We start from the raw sequence: 23,750 nt of genomic DNA on the forward strand, positions 1-23,750 counted from the left end.
AACTCCGGGCGGCGGCTCGTCCGCCCGGGGTCTGCTATTTCCCAGCGAACTCCAGGCCCTTCGCCCGGGCCAAGGCGATGAACAGCAGCCCCACGTGCTGGGCGTGGATCATCTCGCCCGCGATCGCCATTCTCACGGCCTCGCGCCAGGGCGTCGGCTCGACCACGACATCCTCGGTGGCGTCGAGACTCAGTTCCCCGCGCCGCTTCACGCCCGTCGCCAGCAGAATGTGCAAACCATTGGTGTGCGACGACGGATTGGGCGACAGGCGGGCGAGATGGGCGAGAGTCTCGGCCACATGGCCGGTTTCCTCCAGCAATTCCCGCGCGCCGGCCGCGAGCGGATCGTCTTCGCCGGGATCCATCATGCCGCCCGGCAGCTCCAGCGTCATCCGCCGCGCGCCATGACGATATTGCCGCACCAGAAGCAGGCGGTCTTCATCGTCGAATGCGGCGACATGGACCCATTCCGGGTAGTCGAGCAGATAAAAGGGATCGAGCACCGCGCCGCGCTGGGTGACGCAGCGCTCGGCGCGAAGCCTGATCCAGGGCGAATCCACCAGAACGCGCGAAGAATCCGCCTTCCAGGGCCGCAAGGCGTCTTTCGTCACCGCCACGCCTCGCTGACGCTTTGAACCAAGGCGAGAGCGTCGGCCGAATCCCACACCGCCGGGCCGGCGAGCTGACCGATCTCGCAGCCTCTGGCGTCCACGAGATAGCTCGTGGGCAAGCCCAGCAGCCCCCCGTTCTGCCGCAGCGCGACGAAGGCCTCGCCTTTGGGATCGGCGTAGAATTTCAGGTTCTTCACGCCGATCTCGTCGAGAAAGGCCTTGGGCCGGTCGAGTCGGCTGGTGTCGACATTGATGGCGACGACCTCGAAATTGTCGGAGCCGGCCGCCTTCTGCAGCCGGTCGAGCGCGGGCATTTCCGCGCGGCAGGGCACGCACCAGGTCGCCCAGATATTCACGAGGAGGGCCTTGCCTTTAAAAGCCTCCAGCGTGGTCGGCTTCCCGTCGGGGCCGTTGAAGGTCAGCGCCGTCATGGGCTCGGGGTCCCTGGCGGCGGCGAAAGCCGCGATGTCGCCCTTGGCGATGTCCCCGGCGAGCTTGGCGGTGATCCGGGCGGCGTCGCAGGCGGCGCTGTGCGCTTTCTTGCCGCCGTGGCCGGCCTTCACGTATAGAAAAGCCGCGCCCGCGACGAGCAGGGCGGCGGCGAGAGCAAAAGCGCCGCGTTTGAATTGCGGCGGCGCAGCCTTGGTATCGTTCATCTGGGACGAGTCCGGGTTGTCGGCGTTTCGAAAGGGTCACATGACGAGCAAAATATGGGGCGGGCGTTTCCAAGACGCAACCGACGCCGTTCTCGAGGCGATCAACGTCTCCATCGATTTCGACAAGCGCCTGTGGCCGCAGGACATCGAGGCCTCGCTCGCCCATGTGGCGATGCTAGAGGCCTGCGGGATCGTTTCGCAAGCAGACGCCGAAAAAATCGCCGACGGCCTCGTTCGCATCCGCCAGGAGATCGAGTCCGGCGCTTTCGTATTCTCGCGCAAGCTCGAAGACATCCATATGAATGTCGAGGCGCGCCTCGCCGAGCTGATCGGCCCGGCGGCGGGGCGGCTGCATACGGCGCGCTCGCGCAACGATCAGGTCGCGGTCGATTTCCGCCTCTATATCCGGGACTGCATCGACCGCATCGACGCCCAGCTGCACGACCTCCAACAGGCCCTGGCGGAGAAGGCGCTGGCCGAAGCCGCCTCGGTCATGCCGGGCTTCACCCATCTGCAATCGGCGCAGCCCGTCACCTTCGGCCATCATCTGCTCGCCTATGTCGAGATGATCTCGCGCGACCGCGGCCGCTTCCAGGACGCGCGCAGGCGGCTCAACGAATCCCCCCTCGGCGCCGCCGCCCTTGCGGGAACCTCCTTCCCGATCGACCGGGAGATGACCGCCAGGGCGCTGGGCTTCGACCGCCCCACCGCAAATTCGCTCGACAGCGTCTCGGCCCGAGATTTCGCGCTCGAAACGCTGGCGGCGGCGGCGATCTGCGCTACGCATCTTTCGCGCTTCGCGGAAGAGATCGTGCTCTGGACCACGTCGCAGTTCGCTTTTGTGTCCTTGAGCGACAAATTCACCACCGGCTCCTCGATCATGCCGCAAAAGCGCAACCCGGACGCGGCGGAGCTGGTGCGCGGCAAGAGCGGGCGCATCATCGGCGCGCTCCAGGCGCTGCTGATCGTCATGAAGGGGCTGCCGCTCGCCTATTCCAAGGACATGCAGGAGGACAAGGAGGGCGCATTCGATTCGCTCGATTCCCTCGCGCTCTGCATCGCCGCGGCTTGCGGAATGACCCGCGACATGACCGTCAACGCCCAGCGGATGCGCGCCGCGGCCGGCGCCGGCTACGCCACCGCCACCGATCTCGCGGACTGGCTGGTGCGGGCGCTCGGCCTTCCCTTCAGGGAGGCCCATCACGTCACGGGCCGGATCGTCGGAATCGCCGAGGCGCGCGGCCTCGGACTCGAAGAGCTGGAACTCTCCGATCTCCAGGGGGTCGAGCCGCGAATAACCGAGGACGTGTTCGGCGTGCTCGGCGTCGAGCGCTCGGTCGAGAGCCGCACCAGCTACGGCGGCGCCGCTCCTTCCAATGTGAGGGCGCAGGCGCAATCGTGGTTGAAGCGGCTGGAGGCGGAACGCCCTTGAGCTCGAGTCTTTCCGGTTCAGATCGAACTGGAAAGACTCCAGAACTCTTTGTTTAGTCGTGTTTTCATCACGCGAACCGGCATCCGCTTCGCTCGAAGACGCTTTAGCGCTGATAAACCCCCTCCAGCACAGCCTCCGCCAGAAGATGCTTCCCGGCCTCCTGCTCGACCTCCTTGCAAGTGGCGCCGGGACGGAGGACGAGTTCCGCCCGGTTCAGCGCAATGAGCCGGAAACGGTAACGATGCGGCCCGTGGCCGCGCGGGGGACAGGGACCGCCGTAGCCGACCTCGCCGAAATCATTGACGCCCTGCCTGAAGTCCTCGAAACCTTCAGCCCGGCCGGCGCCCTCCGCCAGCTCGCTGCGCCCCGAAGGAATGTCGAAAACCGCCCAATGGCGCCATGTGCCGGCGGGCGCGTCGGGGTCATCGCAAAGCAGAGCGAAGCTCTTGGCGTCCATCGGCGCGCAGGTCCACTGAAGCGCAGGCGAAAGATTTTCCCCGTCACAGGTGAATCTGCGCGGAACGACAGCCCCGTCATGGAAAGCGGTCGACGTCAGCATCATCTCGCTCGTCCCTTTTCGGAAAAGCGCATTTTCGCGAAAGCCAATATGCTCTGCGACCAAAATGCGCTCCGCCATATGATCTGGAGCGATTTCGTTTCGGCCGAAGGCGGGGTCCGACCGATCATAAAAAAATATTACGGCGCAGTCCGCAAAAGTTGACGGGAACGCGCCGCAATTTGTCGATCCGGCGCAGTTTCCGACGAAGACGGGCTGAGCCCGAACGCGGACGGCGGTCACTCTTCCAGGGAAATCGCTCCCGCCAGCGGCAGGGTGAAGCTGAATCTGGAGCCCGAGGGCGTATTGGGTTCGGCCCAGAGCTTGCCATAATGGCCTTCGATGATCGACTGCGAGATCGCCAGTCCCACGCCGAGACCGTCGGACTTCGTGCTGTTGAAAGGCTCGAACAACTCGGCCCTCGCCGCTTCGGTGAGACCGCAGCCGGTGTCGATCACATCGGTCTGGATATCCCCGTTCCTGAGCTGGGTGGATATGGTGAGAACCCGCTCGTTCGAATGGATCATGGCCTCCCTGGCGTTGCGAATGAGATTGAGCAGCACCTGCTGGATCTGCAGCTTGTCGGCCAGGACGGCGTCCTCTCCGGCGTCGAGGCGCAGCACGAATTCGACGCCGGCCTTCTGCACGCGGGAAAGAGAGAGTTCATAGGCCTGCCTGATCAGCTGATGCAGATTCTGCATCGATTTCTCGGGCTCGCCATGTGAAATGAACTGCCGCAACTGCCCGATGATGCGCCCGGCCCTGACCAGTTCGCCGGCTGCGCTGTTCAGGGTCTTGTCTATATCGAACGGCTTTTCCTCGAGCACGACGAACTGCCGCCGCGCCGCCTGCAGATATGTCGCCGCGGCCGCGAGCGGCTGGTTGATCTCATGGGCGAGCGCCGTCACCATCTCGGCCATCGAGGAGAGCCGGTTCTTGTGCAGCCTGTCGAGACGGGCCTCGAACTTCCGCTTCTCGGAAAGGTCTCTCACAAAAACGATGAACAGCAGTTCCTCGTCGCGCCGGACTTGCGAAACCATCAGCTCCGCCGGGAAATACGAACCGTCCTTGCGCCGCCCCTCGACCTCGCGCGGAGAGCCGAACATCTCGGCGGCGCCGGCCTCGGCGTAATTCTGCACGAAGGATTTTCGCCGGGAGCCGAAGGGCGGCGGGATGAGAGCGGCCGCGTCCTTGCCGAGCATTTCCTCCTGCGAATAGCCGAACACTCTGACGGTCGCGCTGTTGACCGATCTCATCGCGCCCGACGCGTCGATGGTGACGATGGCGTCGCCCACGCCGTCGATGACCGACCTCAAGCGGGCTTCGCTTTCGCGCAGCGCCTCTTCCGCGCGCCTGCGCTCGGTGAAATCGACCAGCGTGACCACCACGCCGTCGATCTTGTTTTCGACCGTCCGATAGGGCCTCATGCGCATGAGCCGCCAGCTGCCGTCCCGGCTGCGCACCTGCCGCTCGATCGAAGAGAGATCGCGCAGCACCGCCTGGGCGTCCCGTTCCAGGCCCTCGTAATCGAGATTATGCGTGAAGTCGGTGATGGACCGGCCTTCGTCGCCGGAGACTATGTTGAAGAGGTCGGTCACCCGGGGCGTGAAGCGCTTGATGCGGAGCCGCCTGTCTAGGAACAATATCCCGACGTCGGTCGCAACCATCAGGTTCTGGATGTCGCTGTGGGCGCGCGAGACGCTCTCGAGCTTGGTTTTCAGCTCGCTGTTGACCGTCTGCAGCTCCTCGTTGATCGACTGCAGCTCTTCCTTGCTGGTTTCGAGCTCTTCCGAGGTGGAGCGATATTCCTCGTTGATCGACTGCAGCTCCTCATTGGCGGAACGCAGCTCCTCGTTGGCCGTCTCATATTCCTCGCGCGAGCTGAGAAGCTGCGAGCGGATGAATTGGAGTTCTTGCGTCAGTTCGCCGACCCGCCGGTCCGGCTCCTGCGCTTCCACGGCGCCGCGCTCCGGGGAGTCGCCGGGCGTTTCGCCCTCGAAAAAGAAGACGATGGCGGTCTGGATTTTCCGGGAATCGAAAACGAGGGGTTTTACGTGAATGTAAACCCTGCGCCGGCCGTCTTCGAACGTCATGGCCGTGGGGCCGCCGAGGGCGTTCCCTCCGTTTGAAAAAGCCCTGTGCAGGGCGGCGCGGAGATCCGACCGCAGATCCTCGCGGACGAGTTCGGAGAGATCGTTGCTCAAGGGGCCAGCGGACGGCTGGAGATAACGTCCCGCGGTCTCGGAGAGGTGAATCACCCGGTAGGAATCATCGACCAGCACGCTCGGCGGCGCGGCGCGTTCGAGCGCCTCGCGGTGCATCGAAGCTTCGGCCCGCTGCCGGGACGCCGGCGTTCTTCTCGCGGGCGCAGGCTCGAAAGCCCGCGAGCCCAGGGCCGACAACGTGGGCGCGATGTTTTTCGAGCTTTCGACCGGGCGCTGGCTTTCATAAATGCGCGCCTCGCGGTCGACGACCCGGAACATCCCCGCCGGACCCTCGACGCTCTCGCAGGAGCCGAGAAAGAGATATCCGCCCGGCCGGAGCGCAAAATGAAAGACCCCGCACACCTGCCGCTGCAATTCGCGATCGAGGTAGATGAGCAGATTGCGGCACGAAATGAGGTCGAGCTTCGAAAAAGGCGGATCCTTGAGCAGGCTGTGCCTTGCAAAGAGCACCATCTCCCGCAGCTCCGGCTTCACCCGGTAGCAGTCGATCTCGCGCGTGAAAAACCGGCTCAGACGCTCCTTGCTCACATCCGCTTCTATGGTGAGCGGATAGCATCCCTCCCGCGCCACGAGCAGCGCGGCGCTGTCGAGATCGGAAGCGAAAATCTGGATTTCGCAGGGCGTCTCCCGTCTCTCGGCTTCCTCCGCCAGAAGCATGGCGATGGAATAGGCCTCCTCGCCGGTCGCGCATCCGGCGATCCAGGCCCGGATCGCGTCGCCGGGGCTCTTGTCGAAAAACAGCCTCGGAACGACGGCCTGCTCGAGCGTTTCGAAGGCGGCCGGATCGCGAAAAAAAGTCGTGACGGAGATCAGCAGATCCGAGAAGAGGGCCTGGGTCTCGTCCGGATTTTCACGCAGGACGCGCAGATATTCCCCTTGCGTCGCCGCGCGCCGCACCTGCATCCGCCGCGCGATGCGGCGGCGCACGGTGGTGCCCTTGTATTTGGCGAAGTCATGGCCGGTTCGCACCCGCAGATGCGATAAAATACGCTGCCGGTCGTGATCGTCGGTCTTGGCGAGATCTTCATCGGCGAGGCTGCGTCTCTCATCCACGAGTTCCGGCAGGCGCTTCGCGATCTCCCGCACCGGCAAGACGAAATCGGCGACGCCGGCGGCGATCGCGCTGCGCGGCATCGAGGCGTATTCTGCCTCTTCGGGGTCCTGGACGAGAATGGTTCCGCCGGCCTCCTTGATCGCTCGCGCTCCCAGCGCGCCGTCGGAGCCCGCTCCCGAAAGAACGATCGCGAAGTCGTCGCTCGGCCGGTCGGCGAGCGACCTGAAGAAAAAATCTATCGGCGTAAGCCGCGCCTTCGGCTCGCGGAACTCTTCGGCCTTCAGGGTCACGCCGCATATGCGCAGCCGAAGATTGGGAGAAATCACGTAGACATGATTCGGCTCGACGGTCGCCGCGCCGACTGCCTCATGCACCGGCATGGGCGTATGGGCGGCGAGAACCCGGCTCAGCTCGCTCGGGTAAGCCGGATCGAGGTGGACGACCACCACGAAAGCGGCGCCGACCTCGAAAGGAAGATTGTCGAAAAACTCGCGCAGGGCGCGAACGCCGCCGGCCGAGGCGCCGAGCGCGACCACCGGGAATGCTCTCGATCCTGACGCCGCATCACCTGAAAGGGAACCGATCTCTCTGTCGTTCATTCAGCGGTTCCCTGATCCATTCTCAAAAAAATGTCGCCCGGCCCCTGCGGCGTGGCCGATCGCCGCAGCTCTCGCCCCGGCCGTTACGGCCTATGGCGCATATATGGTTCACTTAATTTCGCTTCCCGTCGCGGCCGGGTCAATATCGCAACCGACCGCCAGATCCGGCCCGCTTCCGGGATCGAGGGGTTGATTAAGTCAGCGGCAATTGCTTTTAACGCACCGCACAAATTCAATTTACCCAGGAGACCCGCCTAATGTCGCCGCACTGGCCCGTTCACGGTAAAATTACCGGCCCCATCGTCCTCATCGGCTTCGGATCCATCGGGCGGGGTATTTTGCCGCTGATCGAGCGGCACTTCGAATTCGACAAAAACCGTTTCACCGTCATCGATCCCTCCGACGAACACCGGGGCCTCCTGGACGTTCGCGGCATCGCCTTCGTCAAGGCGGCGCTGACCGAAGAGAACCACCGCGAGATCCTCACGCCCCTGCTCACCAAGGGCGAAGGCCAGGCTTTCATCGTCAACCTCTCGGTGGACGTCGGCTCGCTCGACATCATCAAGCTGGCGCAGGAGCTGAAAGCTCTCTACGTCGACACGGTGGTCGAGCCCTGGCCCGGCTTCTATTTCGATTCCCAGCTCGGAAATGAGGCGCGCACCAATTACGCCCTTCGCGAGACGGTGCTGGCCGAGCGGCGCCGCAATCCGGGCGGCTCCACCGCCGTATCCTGCTGCGGGGCCAATCCCGGCATGGTGAGCTGGTTCGTCAAGCAGGCCCTCGTCAATATCGCCAGGGAGACCGGCGTTTTCACCACCGAGCCGACCACCCGCGCGGAATGGGGCGCGCTGGCGCAAAAGCTCGGCGTCAAGGGCATCCATATCGCCGAGCGCGACACCCAGCGGGCGCGCACCCCCAAGCCGCGCAACGTCTTCGTCAACACATGGTCGGTCGAGGGCTTCATTTCGGAAGGCATGCAGCCGGCCGAACTCGGCTGGGGCACGCACGAAAAGTCGCTGCCGGACATCGCCGGCAGGCACGAGACCGGCTGCGGCGCCGCCATCTATCTCAATTCTCCCGGCGCCAACACCCGCGTGCGCAGCTGGACGCCCACGCCGGGCCCGCAATACGGCTTCCTCGTCACCCATAACGAGGCCATCTCGATCGCGGACTACCTGACCGTGCGCGACGGCGAAGGCAAGGCGGTCTACCGTCCCACCTGCCATTACGCCTATCATCCCGCCGACGACGCCGTGCTGTCGCTGCATGAGATGTTCGGCGCGGCGGGAGTGCGCCAGCCCGAGGACCATATTCTCGACGAGCATGAAATCGTCGACGGCATCGACGAGCTCGGCGTGCTGCTCTACGGGCACGGCAAGAACGCCTATTGGTATGGTTCGCAGCTCTCGATCGAGGAAACCCGCGAGCTCGCGCCCTACCAGAACGCCACCGGGCTTCAGGTGAGCTCCGCCGCCATGGCTGGCATGGTCTGGGCTCTGGAAAACCCGGAAGCCGGCATCGTCGAGGCCGACGAAGTGGATTATGGCCGCTGCCTCGAAGTCCAGACGCCCTATCTCGGCCCGGTCGTCGGCGTCTACACCGATTGGACCCCGCTCGCGAACCGCCCGGGCTTCTTCCCCGAGGATCTCGACCTCGAAGATCCCTGGCAGTTCAAGAATATTCTGGTCCGCTGAAACAGCGGAACATCAACCACCGGCGCGGGGAAGCCACTTCCCCCGCCGGACGCGAGCCGAAGCGCAATAGCTACGGCTTGCGACCGCTTCTCGGTTCACTACAATCCAGATTGCCGTCTTTGACCGTCGCCAGCGGCTGCGGCTTGCGACCGCTTCTCGGTTCACTACAATTTCCTACCTCACAGCCACACTCGACGGCTTGCTGCGGCTTGCGACCGCTTCTCGGTTCACTACAATATCCACCGTCATCGGGTTTGGCTCCCCCCAGCTGCGGCTTGCGACCGCTTCTCGGTTCACTACAATGCGGACAAGGCCACATGGCGCGCCCATTGGGCTGCGGCTTGCGACCGCTTCTCGGTTCACTACAATATTCCTTGATGGTTTCCATCACGAGCACCCGCTGCGGCTTGCGACCGCTTCTCGGTTCACTACAATACGGGCGCGCCTGAGCATCCGCGATGGCGTGCTGCGGCTTGCGACCGCTTCTCGGTTCACTACAATGTCCGGCGTAATCGGAAACATCGGTCGTGCGCTGCGGCTTGCGACCGCTTCTCGGTTCACTACAATCGGCGGGGCGGGAAGCGCTGTTGGACACGAGCTGCGGCTTGCGACCGCTTCTCGGTTCACTACAATACGACGGCGACGGCGGCGTGTTCGCGATCTGCTGCGGCTTGCGACCGCTTCTCGGTTCACTACAATTGAAACCGCCGATCGCATCCGTGCCTCTGTGCTGCGGCTTGCGACCGCTTCTCGGTTCACTACAATGGCCGGCGAGGCGGCGATGCAGCTCCGCCAGCTGCGGCTTGCGACCGCTTCTCGGTTCACTACAATGCCCCCGCCGTAAATGCCTGAAAAAGCGCCGTAATTTTGCGGCGGGGGCATCAAAAAATGCTGTCGATTTTCAGTCGCCAGGACTTTTTTTGTCATTTTTTTCCAGACGCCCCGATTCGGGAAAACGGGATTTGCGAGATATGGGGTCGCTTCTGGACGACTTTCGCCAGTTGGTTTAAACGCAGTTGAACGCGCTCGAAATCTCATTGACGGAGCATGTTCTTTCCCAAAAACCGCTTCGCACTTTTCGGGAAAATGCACTAAGCCGCAAACTGCAGTGAACCGGGCGCGCTCAGCCGTGGGAGTTGCATACCGAAAGCGTCCTAAAACAACAAAACTCCCCAAGCGTTAGCCGGAGGAGTTTAAATTGGGGCGACTGACCTTGGGTTGCCCAGCCCGCGCGAAGGGTCATTTGCTTGCGACAAGCGACCGCCTCTCGGTTCACTACGACGCCAGAATGGCATCGTAAGCGTGGCTTGGCAAGGCCGAGCCTGAATGACGAAAGATCGCAAGCCGCAGCTAAACAAACGTCTTAGGTCGACGGTCGCTATGAACACACGTTAGTAGCGGATCATTTGGGTGAACGCAAAATTTATTACATAAACAAACCAACAATTCTGTTGACCGGACCGTACACCCATGATTGAAATTGTCGTCAGATGCTACTGCGATTCGTTTCCTCAGGTTTCAAGGAAACGCGCGATTTGGCGAAGAACGGTTTGAAGAACGGATAACGCGGCGACATATCCGCCAGCGCATCTGGGAACCTGCGGATAATTCAAACTTTGAGCGTCTGATATGCAGCGCATTTTTGGCTTCGACATCGGCACGACCTCCATCGGATTCGCGGTCATCGACTTCGGCAAGGAACGCAAGGCCGGGAAAATCCTCCGCCTTGGGGCGCGCATTTTTCCCGAGGCGCGCGACCCCGACGGAACGCCCCTGAACCAGCAGAGGCGTGCAAAACGGATGATGCGGCGGCAATTGCGCCGACGCCGCGAACGCCGACGCTCGCTCAACGAACTTTTGTCTTCGTTCGGACTTCTGCCGCCTTTCGGCGGGAAAGAGTGGGACGAGATCATGAAGCTCGATCCCTACGCCCTGCGCACCCGGGCGCTGGGCGAGCTTCTGGAGACCTTCGAACTCGGGCGGACGCTCTACCACCTCGCCAAGCGCCGCCACTTCAAGGAGCGCGATATCGCGGAAACCGGCGAAACCGAAGCTCCCGAGGCGCCCGTGGCGGAAGAAGCGCCGTCGAAGCGCCGTAAGGGGATCTCCAAGCAGAAGGCCGAAAAAGAGCAAGAGGTCGCGGACGAGGCCAAAGCCGCCGAGGCGAGGGCGCATTTTACCGCCGAGGTCAAAGCTTCCGGCCAGACCATCGGGGCGTTTTTGTCCCAGCGCAAGAGAGACGCGGTACTCCGCGGCGAGCGCGAAAGCGATGTGAAGCTGCGCGGCGAACACGCCACCCGCGCCCTGGTCGAAGACGAATTCGAGAAAATCCTGGCCGCGCAGGAGGCGCATCATCCGGTTCTCAAGGACTCCGCCTTGAAGGGCGCGCTGCATGAGGCGATTTTCGCCCAGCGGCCGGTATTCTGGCGTAAGAAAACGTTGGGAAAATGCCGCTTCATGCCGGAAAGTCCGCTATGCCCCAGGGGCTCGTGGATTTCGCAGGAACGGCGAATGCTGGAGAAGGTCAATAATCTCGAATTTTTAGGCGGCAATGCGCGCCCGCTCGACGCCGAGGAGCGATCGGCTCTGATCGAAGCGCTTCGGGTGAAACCGAAACTGACGTGGGCGCAGGCCCGCAAAATCCTCGAACCCCAGTTCGAAAAACGCGGCGAGAGCGCCAGGGCGCTCAAATTCAATCACGAGACCGACAAGGATCAGGCCGCCGGCCTCAAAGGGAATCTGGTGGATGTCGAGCTGAACAAGGCCTTCGGCGCGGCCTGGGCGAATCACCCGCGCAGGCAGGAATTACGCGAGTTTCTGCCCGAGGCGCTTTGGCGCGCCGATTACGGAGAGATCGGCGACCAACGCGTCGTCATCCGGTCGGCGCAAAAACGCGCCGAGCAGCGACGCGAGGTCGCCGCGCGGCTCGCCGCTGAATTTGCCGTCAACCACGAAATCGCAGCATCGCTTTCGCAATTGCATTTCCCGCAAGGCTGGGAGCCCTACTCCACCGAGGCGCTGCGGATCATGCTGCCGGAGCTGGAAGAGGGAACGCGCTTCGGCGCGCTCCTCAACGGCCCGGATTGGGCCGGATGGCGCGACGAATATTTTCCCGAACGCGAGCAGCCGACAGGCCAATTTCTCGATCTTCTGCCCAGCCCACGCGCGGATCGCCATGCGAGTACCCCCCAGGAAGAAGAGGCGGAACGAATATCACGGGTCCGCAACCCAACCGTTGTGCGGGTGCAGAACGAACTGCGCAAAGTGGTCAACAATCTGATCAGGGAATATGGCAAGCCGGACCTCATCCGCATCGAACTCGCGCGCGACGTCGGGAAATCGAAGCGCGAGCGCGAGGAAATGCAAAAGGGGATGCGCGATCGGGAACGGCTGCGCGAAAAAGCGCGAAAAGATTTGAAAGAAAAGGGTATCGCCGATCCGAACGACGACGATGTAGAAAAATGGCTGCTATGGAGGGAATGCGGCGAGGAATGCCCCTACACTGGTGCCAGGATCGCTTTCGCCGATCTTTTCGGCGGCAATCCCGCCTTCGAAGTGGAACACATCTGGCCACGGTCGCAATCGCTCGATAATTCTCTGCGCAACAAGACGCTGTGCGAAAAGCGGGCGAACCGCGACAAGGGCGCGCGAATTCCTTTCCAATATTTTCGAGATCGACCCGACGCTTGGGCCGCCGCCAAGGACCGCATCTGGAAATTGGTCGCAAAGGGCGGCATGACCAAAGGCAAGGCCAAGCGCTTTTGTGCGGAATCTATGCCGGACGACTTCGCCGGACGCCAGCTCAACGACACCAGCTACGCCGCCCGGGAAGCTCGTGCTTTTCTGGAGCGCCTATGGCCCGATGTCGAAATCAAGGGATCGGAAATCAATGTGCGGCCGGTGACCGGCAAGGTCACAGCGCAACTGCGCCGACGTTGGGGGCTCAACCATATTCTCGCGGATGACGGCGAAAAAACGCGCGAGGACCATCGTCATCACGCCGTCGACGCACTCGTCGTCGCCTGCGCCGACAACGGCAATACGCAAAGGCTTTCGGAATATTTCGCCAAGGAATGGGACGCGCGGCATTATGGAACCCCGAGGCCAGAGGCCGCGCTCGTTCCCGAACCCTGGCCGACGATCCGGGAAGACGCCAAGCGAGCGGTCGATCAGATCATCGTCTCGCACCGTGTGCGCAAAAAAGTTTCGGGGCCGCTGCACAAAGAAACCTCTTATGGCGACACTGGCGTGGACGTGACGAACAGCAACGGAACCTACCGCCTCTTTGTCTCGCGTAAGCCTCTGGCGTCGCTCTCGAAAAGCGAATTGGGCGATATTCGCGACGAAGGCGCGAGACGCATCGTCGAGGATTGGGTCGAGGCCCGTGGCGGCGATCCGAAAAAAGCCTTCGCTGCATTCCCGCTCCGTGGTCCCGACGGCCCTGAAATCAAGAAGGCTCGCCTTATCGCGCCGCAGAAATTGCGGGGGATGGCGCCACTCAAGAACGGCTACGCAACGACCGGAAACAACCATCACATCGCCATTTACCGGCTACCAGACGGAAAAATCGAGGGCCGGGTCGTCAGCCTCTACGAAGCGGCAAAACGCATGGCGCGACATGAGCCGGTGATAAGCCGCCAAAGCTACGAACGCGGCGCCTTTTTGATGTCGCTTTCGCTCGGCGACACTTTCTTCGTCCCAAGTGGAGAGCGTGTCGGCTACTGGGTGGTGAATTCCATCGCCGGCAACGGTCAAATGTTCTCTCGACCGATCAATGACGCAGGAAAGGACTCGAAAAGCCAATGGGGGCCGAGTCCAGGGCCTCTCGTGAAACTCGGAGCGAAAAAAATCTCGGTCGATCCCATCGGCCGCGTCCGCCCAGCAAACGATTGATCCGCCATGCTGCGCAAAACGATCGAAATCGCGACGCCGGGAACGCGGCTTTCAGTCGCCTTACGCCAGCTGGTAATCGAGCGGCCCGAACAGCCCAAAGCGACCCTACCTATCGAAGACATCGGCGTGCTCATCGTCGACGACCGCCGCGCGAGCTACACGCAGGCGGTTTTCATTGAGCTGCTCGCGGCCGGCGCCACGGTCATGGTGACAGGGCCGGACCACCTGCCTCTCGGCATGATGTTGCCGCTCGACGCCCATCATGTCCAAACAGAACGCCACCGCGCACAGATCGAAGCAAGCGAGCCCATTCGCAAACAGATTTGGAAAGCCCTGGTTTCAAACAAGCTTTTGCAGCAAGGCCGCGTGCTCGATCATTTCGGAGCCAAGCCCAACGGCCTCGCCGCGATGGCGGGCCGGGTCCGCTCTGGCGATCCCGACAATCTGGAGGCGCAGGGCGCGCAGCGCTATTGGCCCTTGCTTTTCGGAAAGGATTTTCGACGCGACCGCTCGGCGGAGGGGATCAACGCCGCGCTGAATTATGGTTACGCGGTGGTGCGCGCGGCGCTCGCCCGTGCCGTGGTGGCGAGCGGACTCATTCCCTCGCTCGGCGTTTTTCACAAAAACCGCTCAAACCCCTTTTGCCTCGCCGACGATCTCTTCGAGCCCTACCGCCCTTTGGTCGATTGGCGGGTGAAGCTGCTGACGCAGGAGCGGGGGGAAGAACCCCTGAATCTGGAAAACCGCGCCATTCGCGCGGCCCTGCTTTCCCTGTTTAACGAAACCGTTCTGATCGGCGACCGGAAGTTGCCGCTGCTTCTCGCCATCGAAGCCGGCGCCGCTTCTCTTGCGCGCGCCCTCACCGCCGGCGACCGGACGCTGGTTTTGCCCAAAAGCGTGCCTCTCGGCCAGGACGTCGCGGCGGATACGGAAGGGTGAGGCGATGGCCAGGAAGCTCCGGGCGCCTGATCTGCCCTGGGGATGGCGCAGCATGTGGGTCATCGCCATGTTCGACCTTCCGACCGATACGCCGGCTGCGCGAAAGGCCTATGCGCGTTTTCGAAAGAACCTGCTCGAGGACGGCTTCACCATGATGCAGTATTCGATCTACACGCGGCACTGCGCTTCAATGGAGAACGCCGACGCCCACATCGCCCGAATGGGCCAAAAACTGCCCCCGGCGGGCGAAGTCCGGTTTCTCGCCATCACCGATCGGCAGTTCGCTCGAATCAAGGTGTTTTGGGGCAAAAAACGGCAAAAAGGCGCTCCGGCGCCCTCGCAAATGGAACTTTTTTGACGCCCCCGCCGCAAATTTACGGCCGTTTTTCAGTGGTTTGCGGCGGAAGGAAATTGTAGTGAACCTAGAAGCGGCCGCAAGCCGCAGCGCGGTCCAATAAAAAACCGGACCGGACTCAGGCCCGATCCGGCATGCGGAATTGAATTCGCCGGCGCGACGAGGCGGACCGCGTGACGAAACGCACGCCACGGCGGCGTGCGCCGACCGGTTCGCTCTCGCGCCGTCAGGCCTTGGCGGCCTGCTTGTGCGGAATGCCTTCCTTGTCGAAAAGCGCGGCCAGCTCGCCGGACTGGAACATCTCGCGGGTGATGTCGCAGCCGCCGATGAACTCGTTCTTGATATAGAGCTGGGGAATGGTCGGCCAGTTCGAATAGGTCTTGATGCCTTCGCGGATGTCGCCGTCGGCGAGGACGTTGATCGCCTTGTAGGGGGCGCCGAGGTGATTGAGGATCTGCACCACCTGCATCGAGAAGCCGCACTGCGGCGCCTGGGGCGTGCCCTTCATGAAGAGCACGACGTCGGCGCTTTCGATCTCGCCTTTGATGCGTGAATTTACGTCGGTCATTATTTGTCCTTTCCTGCGGAATTCAAGGTTCCGCGTTTATGGCGGGACAATCGTCTCACGCCCGCCGCAAACCCTCAAGCCGCCTTGGTCGTCAGCGCCAAAGCGTGCAGCTCGGTTCCCAGCCTGTCGCCGAAAGCCGCATTGACCAGCTGGTGCTGGCGCACCCGGGTCAATCCGGCGAAAGCCGACGAGGTGACGGTCGCCGCCCAATGGTCGTCGTCGTCCGCGAGCGCCGTAAGTTCGACGGTGGCGTCCGGCAAGGCGGTCTTGATAATGCGTTCGATCTCAACGGCGGGCATCGGCATCTTCACGTACATCCTTGTCGTAAAAAGCACGGTCGTTTCCCGCCATGTAATCGGGAAACGGGGCTTCATGCGCCTCGCGAAGCTCCGAGAGCAATATCGGCGCCTCTTTCGGCAAGTTCAATGCGTCTCCTCCGGTCGAGCCGATCCGCATGATCGGGACGCCCCTTTCCTGCGCCGAGCCGAGCAAGGCGTCGGCTTTCTCCGGCGGGCAGGAGACGAGATAGCGCCCCTGGTCCTCGCCGAACAGAACGGCATGGACGGGCCCTGCCGGCAAAGTCTCGACGGCGGCGCCGACGCCCCCCGCGAGGATCATTTCCGCCAGGGCGACGGCGAGGCCCCCGTCGGAGAGATCGTGAACCGCGTCGACCGCGTCCGAAAGGACGGCCTCCCGAACGAAATCGCCGTTGCGCCGTTCAGCGGCGAGGTCGACCGGCGGCGGCGCGCCGTCGGAGCGTCCGGCGAGATCGCGAAGATAAATCGACTGGCCCAGCCAGCCGGATGTTTCCCCGATCAGGAAGAGGGCATGCCCGTCGCCAGAAAAACCCGTCGGCGCCGCGAGAGCGACATCGGCGATGACGCCGACCCCGCCGATCGCGGGCGTCGGCAGAACGCCTTTGCCCCGGGTTTCGTTGTACAGCGAGACATTGCCCGAAACGATGGGGAAATCGAGCGCCCTCGCCGCCTCGCCGATCCCCTCGAGGCAGCCGACGAACTGGCCCATGATCTCCGGCTTTTCGGGATTGCCGAAATTGAGATTGTCGGTCAGCGCCAACGGCCTGGCGCCTCGCGCGGAGATGTTGCGCCAGCATTCGGCGACCGCCTGCCTGCCGCCTTCGCGCGGGTCGGCGGCGCAGTAGCGGGCGGTCACGTCGGTCGCGAGGGCGAGGCCCTTGGGACCCTCGCCGATCCGGATCACGGCGGCGTCGCCCCCCGGGGCTCGCACCGTATTGCCCAGAATGAGATGGTCATATTGCTCCCAGATCCAGCGCCTGGAGCAAAGATCGGGCGTCGCCAGCAAAGCCAGAAGAGCGTCCCGGTTGGAGAGCGGCGCGATCGCCGAGGAAGAGTCGATCGGCTGCGGCCGCGGCGTCAAAACATAGGGGCGGTCGTAAAGGGGGGCCTGGTCGCCCAGCTCCTTGATCGGGAGATCGGCCTTGATCTCGCCCTCGTGCTTGACGACGAAGCGAAGCGTGTCGGTGGTCTTGCCGACGATGGCGAAATCGAGCCCCCATTTCCTGAAGATCGCTTCGGCTTCTTTCTCTTTTTCGGGCAAAAGGACCATGAGCATGCGCTCCTGGCTTTCGGACAGCATCATCTCATAGGCGGTCATGCCCTCCTCGCGGCAGGGAACGGCGTCGAGATCGAGCTCGATCCCGAGATTTCCCTTGGCTCCCATCTCGACGGCGGAGGAGGTCAGTCCCGCCGCGCCCATGTCCTGAATGGCGATGACCGCGCCGGAGGCCATCAGCTCCAGGCAGGCCTCCAGCAGCAGCTTTTCCGAGAAGGGGTCGCCGACCTGCACGGTGGGGCGTTTTTCCTCGGCGTCGGCCTCGAAAGACGCCGAGGCCATGGTGGCGCCGTGAATGCCGTCGCGTCCGGTCTTGGAGCCGAGATAAACGATCGGGTTCCCGACCCCCGCAGCGGCGGAATAGAAGATCGAATCGGCGCGCGCGAGGCCGACCGCCATGGCGTTGACCAGAATATTGCCGTCGTAGCTCGAATCGAAGGCGGTCGAGCCCCCGACCGTGGGCACGCCGAAGGAATTGCCGTAGCCTCCGACGCCGGCGACCACGCCGGCGACGAGGCGCCGGGTTTTGGAATGCGACGGCGCCCCGAACCGCAGCAGGTCGAGGCAGGCGATCGGCCGCGCCCCCATGGTGAAGACGTCGCGGAGAATTCCGCCGACGCCCGTCGTCGCGCCCTGATAGGGTTCGATGAACGAGGGGTGGTTATGGCTCTCCATCTTGAAGACGCAGGCGTCTCCGTCGCCTATGTCGATCACGCCCGCGTTTTCGCCGGGCCCCTTGATGACCCATGGCGCTTTTGTAGGCAGCTTCCGCAGATGAACGCGTGAAGATTTATAAGAGCAATGCTCGTTCCACATCGCTGAAAAAATCCCGAGCTCGGTGAAGCTGGGAACGCGGCCGATGAGGGCGAGGATGCGCTGATACTCGTCGGGCTTCAGGCCGTGGGCCGCGACGAGAACGTCGGTGATCTGCGGTTCTTGAGTGGTCAAAAGGTCGCACCCCGGCTTGAGAATTGAGGCAAATCCTGAGATTGAACGCCCGGAGCGGCTTTATCGAAGACTCTTCCGCCGCGGCCGCTCTCTGCAAATCCCGATTAAAGCCCGCCCTCTCATATGGCAACCGCCTCTCCCTGTTGCCAAAGAGACACAGCGGCGAAGAAACAGCTTGGTTCCGCCCAGAATTTGACCAAGATCAAGTCATTTTTGAGCAAATCAATGCAACCTTACGCCGACTCGACTTGGGACCTGTGCCCGGGTTGATACCAAATTCTCTCAGGGGGTTACAATGAAGACTGCCTTTCGTGGCGCACTAGCCGCCGCAATTTTGGGCGCCGCGAGCGCTCCCGGCCTGGCCGCCGATCTTCCGTCCGTCAAGGCGCCGCCGCCGCCGCCCCCGGTCTTCGTGGACACCTATCAGCCTTTTCAGGTTCGCCTGAAGGTCGGCGCGGTCGTCCCCACCCAGGGCACCGCCAGCATTTTTGACGCCGGCGCGGTTTACCCGGGTCTCCCCAACGCGGGCAGCCTCGGCATCGCCACCGGCCTTTCCGGCGGCTTCGGCACGCAGGTTCCCGGCGCCAGCACCTCCATCTCCACCTCGGTCATTCCGATGCTGGACGTCGCCTATTACCTGACCCGGAACTGGGCGATCGAGGCGATCTGCTGCGTCACCCCGCATCACATCCAGGGCACCGGCACGCTCGCTGGCGGCGATCTCGGCCGCACCTGGGCGTTCCCGCCGTCCGTGATGCTGCAGTATCACTTCACCAACTTCGGCGCCTTCCAGCCTTACCTCGGCGTCGGCGTGAACTTCACCACCTTCTGGGGCACCCGCGCCGGCAACAACAACTGGGCGCTCAACGTCGTTCCGGGCTCTCTGCTCGGCGTTGGCGGTCCGGTTCTCGGCGCTGCGGGTCTCGTCGGCGTCAACGCCAGCTTCTACAACCTCAACATCACCCCGTCCTGGGGCGTGGTCGGCCAGGTCGGCTTCGACTACATGTTCAACGAACATTGGGGCGTGAACCTGGACGTCAAATACATCCAGATGGAGACCGGCGCGCAGGCTCGTATCGTCGCCTTCAGCCCGCAGATCCCGGCTCTTGGCCCGCTCTACATCCCGGTTCACGGGCATGTGAACATCGACCCGCTCGTCGTCAGCACCGGTCTGACCTATCGCTTCGGCGGCGGCTCTGCGGCCCCGGTTCTCGCGAAATACTGATCGGCTGCAAAGCCAGGAAAAAGCCGGTCCGAAAGGGCCGGCTTTTTTGTTTTTGCGATATGATTGCCCCGTTGCAAAAATCGGCTCGGATTACTGATTTTGAAGCGGTCGCGTCGGTGGATCGAGAAGAGCCGCACGACCAAACGGCGCTGTCTAACAAGCGCCAGGCGCCGAATAGCAGGCTCATCGCCGCCGCCGAAATGAGAGCGCGCCTCAAACCTTTTCCTTTTGAACATTTCCAGCCGAAGTGGACGCCAGTTCGGCGTAGGAAACGCGTTAAATCAAAAGCTTAGAGCCTTTTCACGTTTCCATGAAACATGAAAACGCTCTAACCGAGGGCGAGCGCGAAAAGACTTTCGGCGGCCATTCCTTGCGCGCCGGCCTTGCCTCTTCGGCGCAAATCGAAGAGGCGCATGTGCAAAAGCAGCTCGGCCGCGCCAGCGCCGAAATGACTCGCCGCGATCAGCGCAAACGTGACCGCATCAAGGTCAATCTCACCAAGGCCTGCCGGGCTGTGAGCCGTTTCGGAGCCGTCGGAGTCGTCTCAAATATATCCGCCGCCAAGCGAGGGGGCGACGAAGGCGCTGCTGCCTCCGTTACGCTTCATTCGCAGCAAGGCGGATGACCTCGCGCCGAATGCGATCGCCATGGCAGGGCCGCTGCGGCCGGCCCGGCGGTTGGGCGCACCAGCAACGCAAGGCGATTTTCTCGCCCGCACGCAGACGGTCGGCGATCGCGCTTATGGCTAGGGTTTTGGGGCCGTTTTCTGAGAGATCCTTGTCGAGGTCGCTCTCATAAGCCGCGATGACCCGCAGCCGCTCCTGCAGGTCGTGCTGGTCACGCAGGACATAGGGATTCCCGAGAACGGGGTTAGTCCGGTCGACATCGATTATCATCTCATCCGGTTCCGCGGCGAGACCGCCCTTGCGTTTCGAGACGACGCGGATGCGCGCTTCGAGATTTTCCCGCCAGTCTGGCGCGGACGAGTCGAAGAGGGAGAAGAGATTTGACTGCATGGGTCTAATTGGCGTCGTTGCGGGAGGGGGCGAAAAACCAGGTTAAGACATAATCCGTTGATTTAGAAGCTTCCCTGTCACGCCGTCCCAGATACAGGCATAGTTCCGCAGTCTCTGGTCGATGGCGGATAGGGCGACACAGGTCTCTCATTGCGTTTCCCGCGCGCAAACCGCGTCGATGATGGACGCCGCTGCGTCGATTTCGCTTTCCTCGACGGTGAGCCGAGGAAATAGGCCAAGGAACGATCCCATGGCCCGGGTCAGGAGCCCGCATTCAGCCAGCATCGCACGCACTGGCTCAGCTCCTCCGGGGCATGCCAGGCCTTGCATCAGGCCAATGCCGTCCCGCGCCGTAAACGCTCCGCGGCGCTTATAGAACAATGCCGCGAGCCGATCTTCGAGACGCCAACTTCGATTCTGCGCCTGTTCCAGAAAGCCAGGAGTCGCCAGCGCATCCACCAGGGCGTGCCCGGCCAGAAGCGCCGCCCGATCGACGAAAGTCGGGCGCCCCGGCGCCCCGCGCGCCACCTTTTGCGTGACCACCAGCGCGGCCAATGGCGAGGCGTTTCCATGCCGATGAAGGGCGACCATCACGTCCGGGGCCACGCCCGCCCATTCATGCGCCCACAGCATGCCTGTGCGACCGAGGCCACAAACGCTTTCGTCGAAAGCAAGGACGAGCCCATATTCGTCCGCGGTCTCGCGCAGCCGAGCCAGCATCTCTGGCGGGACGATCTCGAAACCGGCTTTCGTCCTCACCGGAGCAATCAGAATTCCAGCGGCCCTATTGTCGATTTCCGTGGCCAATCGGCCCGGATGGTCAGTTTGAAGCAGTGTGATTTCGTCATCGCCTTCCAAGCCAGGAGGCAAGCCTCCCGGTCCATCCGAAACTCCGGCGCAGACTATGAGCCGGCGCCGCTTTGGACGGCCGCCGATCCGATGATGACGCCGCATCGTCTCCACGGCGCAGCGCCAAGCCTCCGCCTCGGAATCAAACAAGAAGGCGCGGTGGCCAAAAGAAACTGACGCGATTTTAGCGCAGAGAGCATCGGAGAGCCCGGCTGTATCCAGCGCCAATTCCGGCGCGCGAAACGGCTCATCCCCTAGCTGAGCCGATCCCGCCGACTTCTCCGGAAAACCGAGCGATGAACCCGAAAAGTCGAGTGGACCCCTCACTACAGACCCGTCGCTCGCGACGACTGTCTCGATACGGTCACTGTGCTCATTGGCCGAATCTGAGGATGCGCCGGACATATTCCGCTGCTCGAAGGCGAGGCGGCCCGTTTATCGAACTCGCGCCTGGCCTTCCGAATCAGCAGCAAACATCGAGCCACATGCTCTTGAGAGTTTGATGCCGTTCATCCGACGCCTAGAGCATTTTCAAGTCAGGCGGAAACGCCTGACGACTCGGAAAATGCGATACTCCAAGAAGTTAGAGCGCCGGTTTTGATTCAATCAAAACCGGCGCTCTAAGGGGAAATTTCGCGCGCGCGTTTGCTAAAGAAAATGCTCATTTTTACTTCGCCAGCCGCGCACCCGGCTTTTCCTCGCGCCGATCGAATATCGCTTACAGGGGGAAACAGCTGACGACCTGGAAATTGCGGCAACGGTTAGAGCGCCGGTTCTGATGCGATCGAAACCAAAGGCGCGTCTGCCGTTTCCAAACGTCACTCGGTCAGGCGCCGGCACAAGGCGTCGAGCTGTTCCAGGGTTTCGTAGCGAATCTTGAGCTCGCCCCGTTCGCCCTCGTGGCGGATGGCGACGGAAAGACCCAGGCTGTCGCTGAGGAGCTTTTCCATGGCCCTCGTATCGGCGTCCTTCTCTTCCCTGGGCTTGCGCGGCTTCGCCCCGGCTTCGGACGCCTGGCGCTGAGCGAGATGTTCGATATCGCGAACCGTCAGGCCCTCGTCGACGATCCGCCGCGCCACCGCGTCGGGATCCTTCACCGCCAGAAGCGCGCGCGCGTGCCCGGCCGAAATCGCGCCGTCCGCCACCAGACGGCGGCTCGCCTCGGGTAAATTCAGCAGCCGCAGCGTATTGGCGACATGAGGCCGACTCTTGCCGATGATCTTGGCGAGGTCGGACTGCGAATAGCCAAAGTCTGCCGCAAGTCTTTCATAACCTTTGGCTTCTTCGATCGCGTTGAGATCGGCGCGCTGGACGTTCTCAATGATGGCCAGCTCCAGCGCCTCGCGGTCGTCGGCCTCGTGGATGACGACGGGAAGATCGGCCAGACCCGCGAGTTGGGCGGCGCGCCAGCGCCTCTCGCCGGCGATGATCTCATAGGCGTCGGCGACGCCGGCGATGGTGCGCACGACGACGGGCTGGATGATGCCCTTTTCTTTTATCGAGGCGGCGAGATCGGAAAGCTCATCCTCGCGGAAAGTGGTGCGCGGGTTGCGCGGGTTGGGGCGCAGGAATTCGATGGGAATGCGGCGCTGTCCTCGGAAGCGTTCAGCAGTCGGCGCATCATCGCCGGCGTCGCCAATTAGAGCCGCCAATCCCCTGCCGAGGCGCGGCCGCGTTTCTTCAGCCATTTGTGTTATTTCCCTCGGCCTGCCCTATGCTGCGCGCAGCCGCCGTTCACGCTGGATCACTTCCGAAGCCAATCTCAAATAGGCCTGGCTGCCGGTGCATTTCAAATCATAGAGCAGGACGGGCTTGCCATGCGAGGGGGCCTCGGAGATGCGCACATTTCGAGGGATCATGGTCTCATAGACCTTATCTCCCATGAAACGGCGCACATCGGCCACCACTTGCGTCGCGAGATTATTGCGCGCGTCGAACATGGTGAGCACAATGCCATGGATTGAAAGCTTGGGGTTTAGCGTCCGCTTGATCTGATCGACCGTGGACAGAAGCTGCGAAAGACCCTCGAGGGCGAAGAACTCGCATTGCAGCGGCACCAGTATGGCGTCGGCGCTGGCCAGGGCATTGATGGTCAGCAGGTTCAGCGAGGGCGGACAATCGATCAGTATATAGCTGTAATGACGACCCTCGGCATGATTGGCGACCGCCGCCAACTCCCCGAGAGCGCGCTTCATGCGAAAAGCGCGATCCTTGTCGCCGGCGATCTCCAGTTCGACGCCCAGCAGATCCAGGGTGGAAGGCGCAACCGACAGCCGGGGCACGGCGGTTTCGACAATGGCGTCGTCCAGGCTGCTTTCGCCGACCAATACGTCATAGGTCGAGACGGTCCGGCTCTTTCTGTCGACGCCGAGGCCGGTGGAGGCGTTGCCCTGCGGATCGAGATCGATGACCAGAACATTCTCGCCCACGGCGGCGAGAGCGGTTCCGAGGTTTATGGCCGTCGTGGTTTTACCCACGCCGCCTTTCTGGTTTGCCAGCACGAGAACGCGCGAGGCGTTGCGGGTTTCGGTCAAGGAC

Annotated in this window: 17 protein-coding genes, 1 pseudogene and 1 CRISPR repeat array; of the genes and pseudogenes, 7 read left to right on the top strand and 11 right to left on the bottom strand. The window is 62.6% G+C overall.

Annotated features, from left to right (window positions below):
* Positions 1-34: 34 nt before the first annotated feature.
* Positions 35-610, bottom strand: a complete 576-nt coding sequence (locus H2LOC_RS15945) for an NUDIX hydrolase (protein ID WP_136497988.1) — start codon at positions 608-610, stop codon at positions 35-37.
* Positions 607-1,266 (bottom strand): thiol:disulfide interchange protein TlpA, encoded by a 660-nt coding sequence (gene tlpA / locus H2LOC_RS15950; RefSeq protein WP_136497987.1) that lies wholly within the window; start codon positions 1,264-1,266, stop codon positions 607-609. The genes H2LOC_RS15945 and tlpA overlap by 4 nt, the downstream gene beginning before the upstream one ends.
* Positions 1,267-1,306: 40 nt before the next feature.
* Between tlpA and argH the strand changes: the two genes are divergently transcribed.
* Complete coding sequence (gene argH / locus H2LOC_RS15955) at positions 1,307-2,698, top strand: argininosuccinate lyase (protein WP_136497986.1); 1,392 nt, start codon at positions 1,307-1,309, stop codon at positions 2,696-2,698.
* 103 nt (positions 2,699-2,801) lie between these two features.
* Here argH and H2LOC_RS15960 read toward each other — a convergent pair whose 3' ends face one another.
* Together H2LOC_RS15960 and H2LOC_RS15965 are read right to left on the bottom strand one after the other, a co-directional pair.
* Complete coding sequence (locus tag H2LOC_RS15960; protein WP_136497985.1) at positions 2,802-3,260, bottom strand: YbhB/YbcL family Raf kinase inhibitor-like protein; 459 nt, start codon at positions 3,258-3,260, stop codon at positions 2,802-2,804.
* 233 nt (positions 3,261-3,493) lie between these two features.
* Entirely contained in the window at positions 3,494-7,132 is a 3,639-nt protein-coding gene (locus H2LOC_RS15965) for a CheR family methyltransferase (protein WP_136497984.1), read from the bottom strand.
* 257 nt (positions 7,133-7,389) lie between these two features.
* On the opposite strand from H2LOC_RS15965, the gene H2LOC_RS15970 reads away from it, so the two are divergent.
* The 4 genes from H2LOC_RS15970 to cas2 all read left to right on the top strand — a co-directional run bounded on the left by H2LOC_RS15970 (position 7,390) and on the right by cas2 (position 15,016).
* Positions 7,390-8,826, top strand: a complete 1,437-nt coding sequence (locus H2LOC_RS15970; protein WP_136497983.1) for a homospermidine synthase — start codon at positions 7,390-7,392, stop codon at positions 8,824-8,826.
* Positions 8,827-8,895: 69 nt separating this feature from the next.
* A CRISPR array of direct repeats spans positions 8,896-9,657; the repeat unit is 36 nt; unit sequence GCTGCGGCTTGCGACCGCTTCTCGGTTCACTACAAT.
* Between the two features lie 798 nt (positions 9,658-10,455).
* Complete coding sequence (cas9, locus tag H2LOC_RS15975) at positions 10,456-13,719, top strand: type II CRISPR RNA-guided endonuclease Cas9 (protein WP_154331686.1); 3,264 nt, start codon at positions 10,456-10,458, stop codon at positions 13,717-13,719.
* A gap of 6 nt (positions 13,720-13,725) precedes the next feature.
* Positions 13,726-14,658 (top strand): type II CRISPR-associated endonuclease Cas1, encoded by a 933-nt coding sequence (gene cas1 / locus H2LOC_RS15980; RefSeq protein ID WP_136497980.1) that lies wholly within the window; start codon positions 13,726-13,728, stop codon positions 14,656-14,658.
* A gap of 4 nt (positions 14,659-14,662) precedes the next feature.
* Complete coding sequence (cas2, locus tag H2LOC_RS15985) at positions 14,663-15,016, top strand: CRISPR-associated endonuclease Cas2 (RefSeq protein ID WP_246206861.1); 354 nt, start codon at positions 14,663-14,665, stop codon at positions 15,014-15,016.
* A 223-nt stretch (positions 15,017-15,239) separates the two neighbouring features.
* Here the strand turns inward: cas2 and grxD are convergent, their stop codons facing one another.
* The 3 genes from grxD to purL all read right to left on the bottom strand — a co-directional run bounded on the left by grxD (position 15,240) and on the right by purL (position 18,122).
* A complete protein-coding gene (gene grxD, locus H2LOC_RS15990; RefSeq protein ID WP_136497979.1) occupies positions 15,240-15,581 on the bottom strand; it encodes a Grx4 family monothiol glutaredoxin in 342 nt (113 codons plus the stop codon).
* A 74-nt stretch (positions 15,582-15,655) separates the two neighbouring features.
* Positions 15,656-15,886 carry a BolA/IbaG family iron-sulfur metabolism protein gene (locus H2LOC_RS15995; protein WP_202620477.1) on the bottom strand — a complete coding sequence of 77 codons (231 nt, stop codon included), beginning with the start codon at positions 15,884-15,886 and terminating at the stop codon, positions 15,656-15,658.
* On the bottom strand, positions 15,867-18,122 hold the full coding sequence (gene purL / locus H2LOC_RS16000; protein ID WP_154331687.1) for a phosphoribosylformylglycinamidine synthase subunit PurL: 2,256 nt from the start codon (positions 18,120-18,122) through the stop codon (positions 15,867-15,869). Before purL ends, H2LOC_RS15995 begins: the two co-directional genes overlap by 20 nt.
* A 295-nt stretch (positions 18,123-18,417) precedes the next feature.
* On the opposite strand from purL, the gene H2LOC_RS16005 reads away from it, so the two are divergent.
* Positions 18,418-19,347 (top strand): OmpW/AlkL family protein, encoded by a 930-nt coding sequence (locus tag H2LOC_RS16005; RefSeq protein WP_136497978.1) that lies wholly within the window; start codon positions 18,418-18,420, stop codon positions 19,345-19,347.
* A gap of 328 nt (positions 19,348-19,675) precedes the next feature.
* A pseudogene (locus H2LOC_RS16010) lies at positions 19,676-19,852 on the top strand (integrase); the annotation flags it as partial.
* Positions 19,853-19,943: 91 nt separating this feature from the next.
* On the opposite strand, the gene H2LOC_RS16015 reads toward H2LOC_RS16010, so the two are convergent.
* The 4 genes from H2LOC_RS16015 to H2LOC_RS16030 form a co-directional block, all read right to left on the bottom strand.
* On the bottom strand, positions 19,944-20,363 hold the full coding sequence (locus H2LOC_RS16015) for a DUF4326 domain-containing protein (protein ID WP_136497977.1): 420 nt from the start codon (positions 20,361-20,363) through the stop codon (positions 19,944-19,946).
* A gap of 147 nt (positions 20,364-20,510) precedes the next feature.
* Positions 20,511-21,617 carry an aminotransferase class III-fold pyridoxal phosphate-dependent enzyme gene (locus tag H2LOC_RS21825; RefSeq protein WP_154331688.1) on the bottom strand — a complete coding sequence of 369 codons (1,107 nt, stop codon included), beginning with the start codon at positions 21,615-21,617 and terminating at the stop codon, positions 20,511-20,513.
* 413 nt (positions 21,618-22,030) lie between these two features.
* A complete protein-coding gene (locus H2LOC_RS16025; protein WP_136497976.1) occupies positions 22,031-22,900 on the bottom strand; it encodes a ParB/RepB/Spo0J family partition protein in 870 nt (289 codons plus the stop codon).
* A 24-nt stretch (positions 22,901-22,924) separates the two neighbouring features.
* Positions 22,925-23,746 (bottom strand): ParA family protein, encoded by an 822-nt coding sequence (locus tag H2LOC_RS16030; RefSeq protein WP_136497975.1) that lies wholly within the window; start codon positions 23,744-23,746, stop codon positions 22,925-22,927.
* Positions 23,747-23,750: the final 4 nt, after the last annotated feature.

Source organism: Methylocystis heyeri (assembly GCF_004802635.2).
Taxonomy (GTDB): domain Bacteria; phylum Pseudomonadota; class Alphaproteobacteria; order Rhizobiales; family Beijerinckiaceae; genus Methylocystis; species Methylocystis heyeri.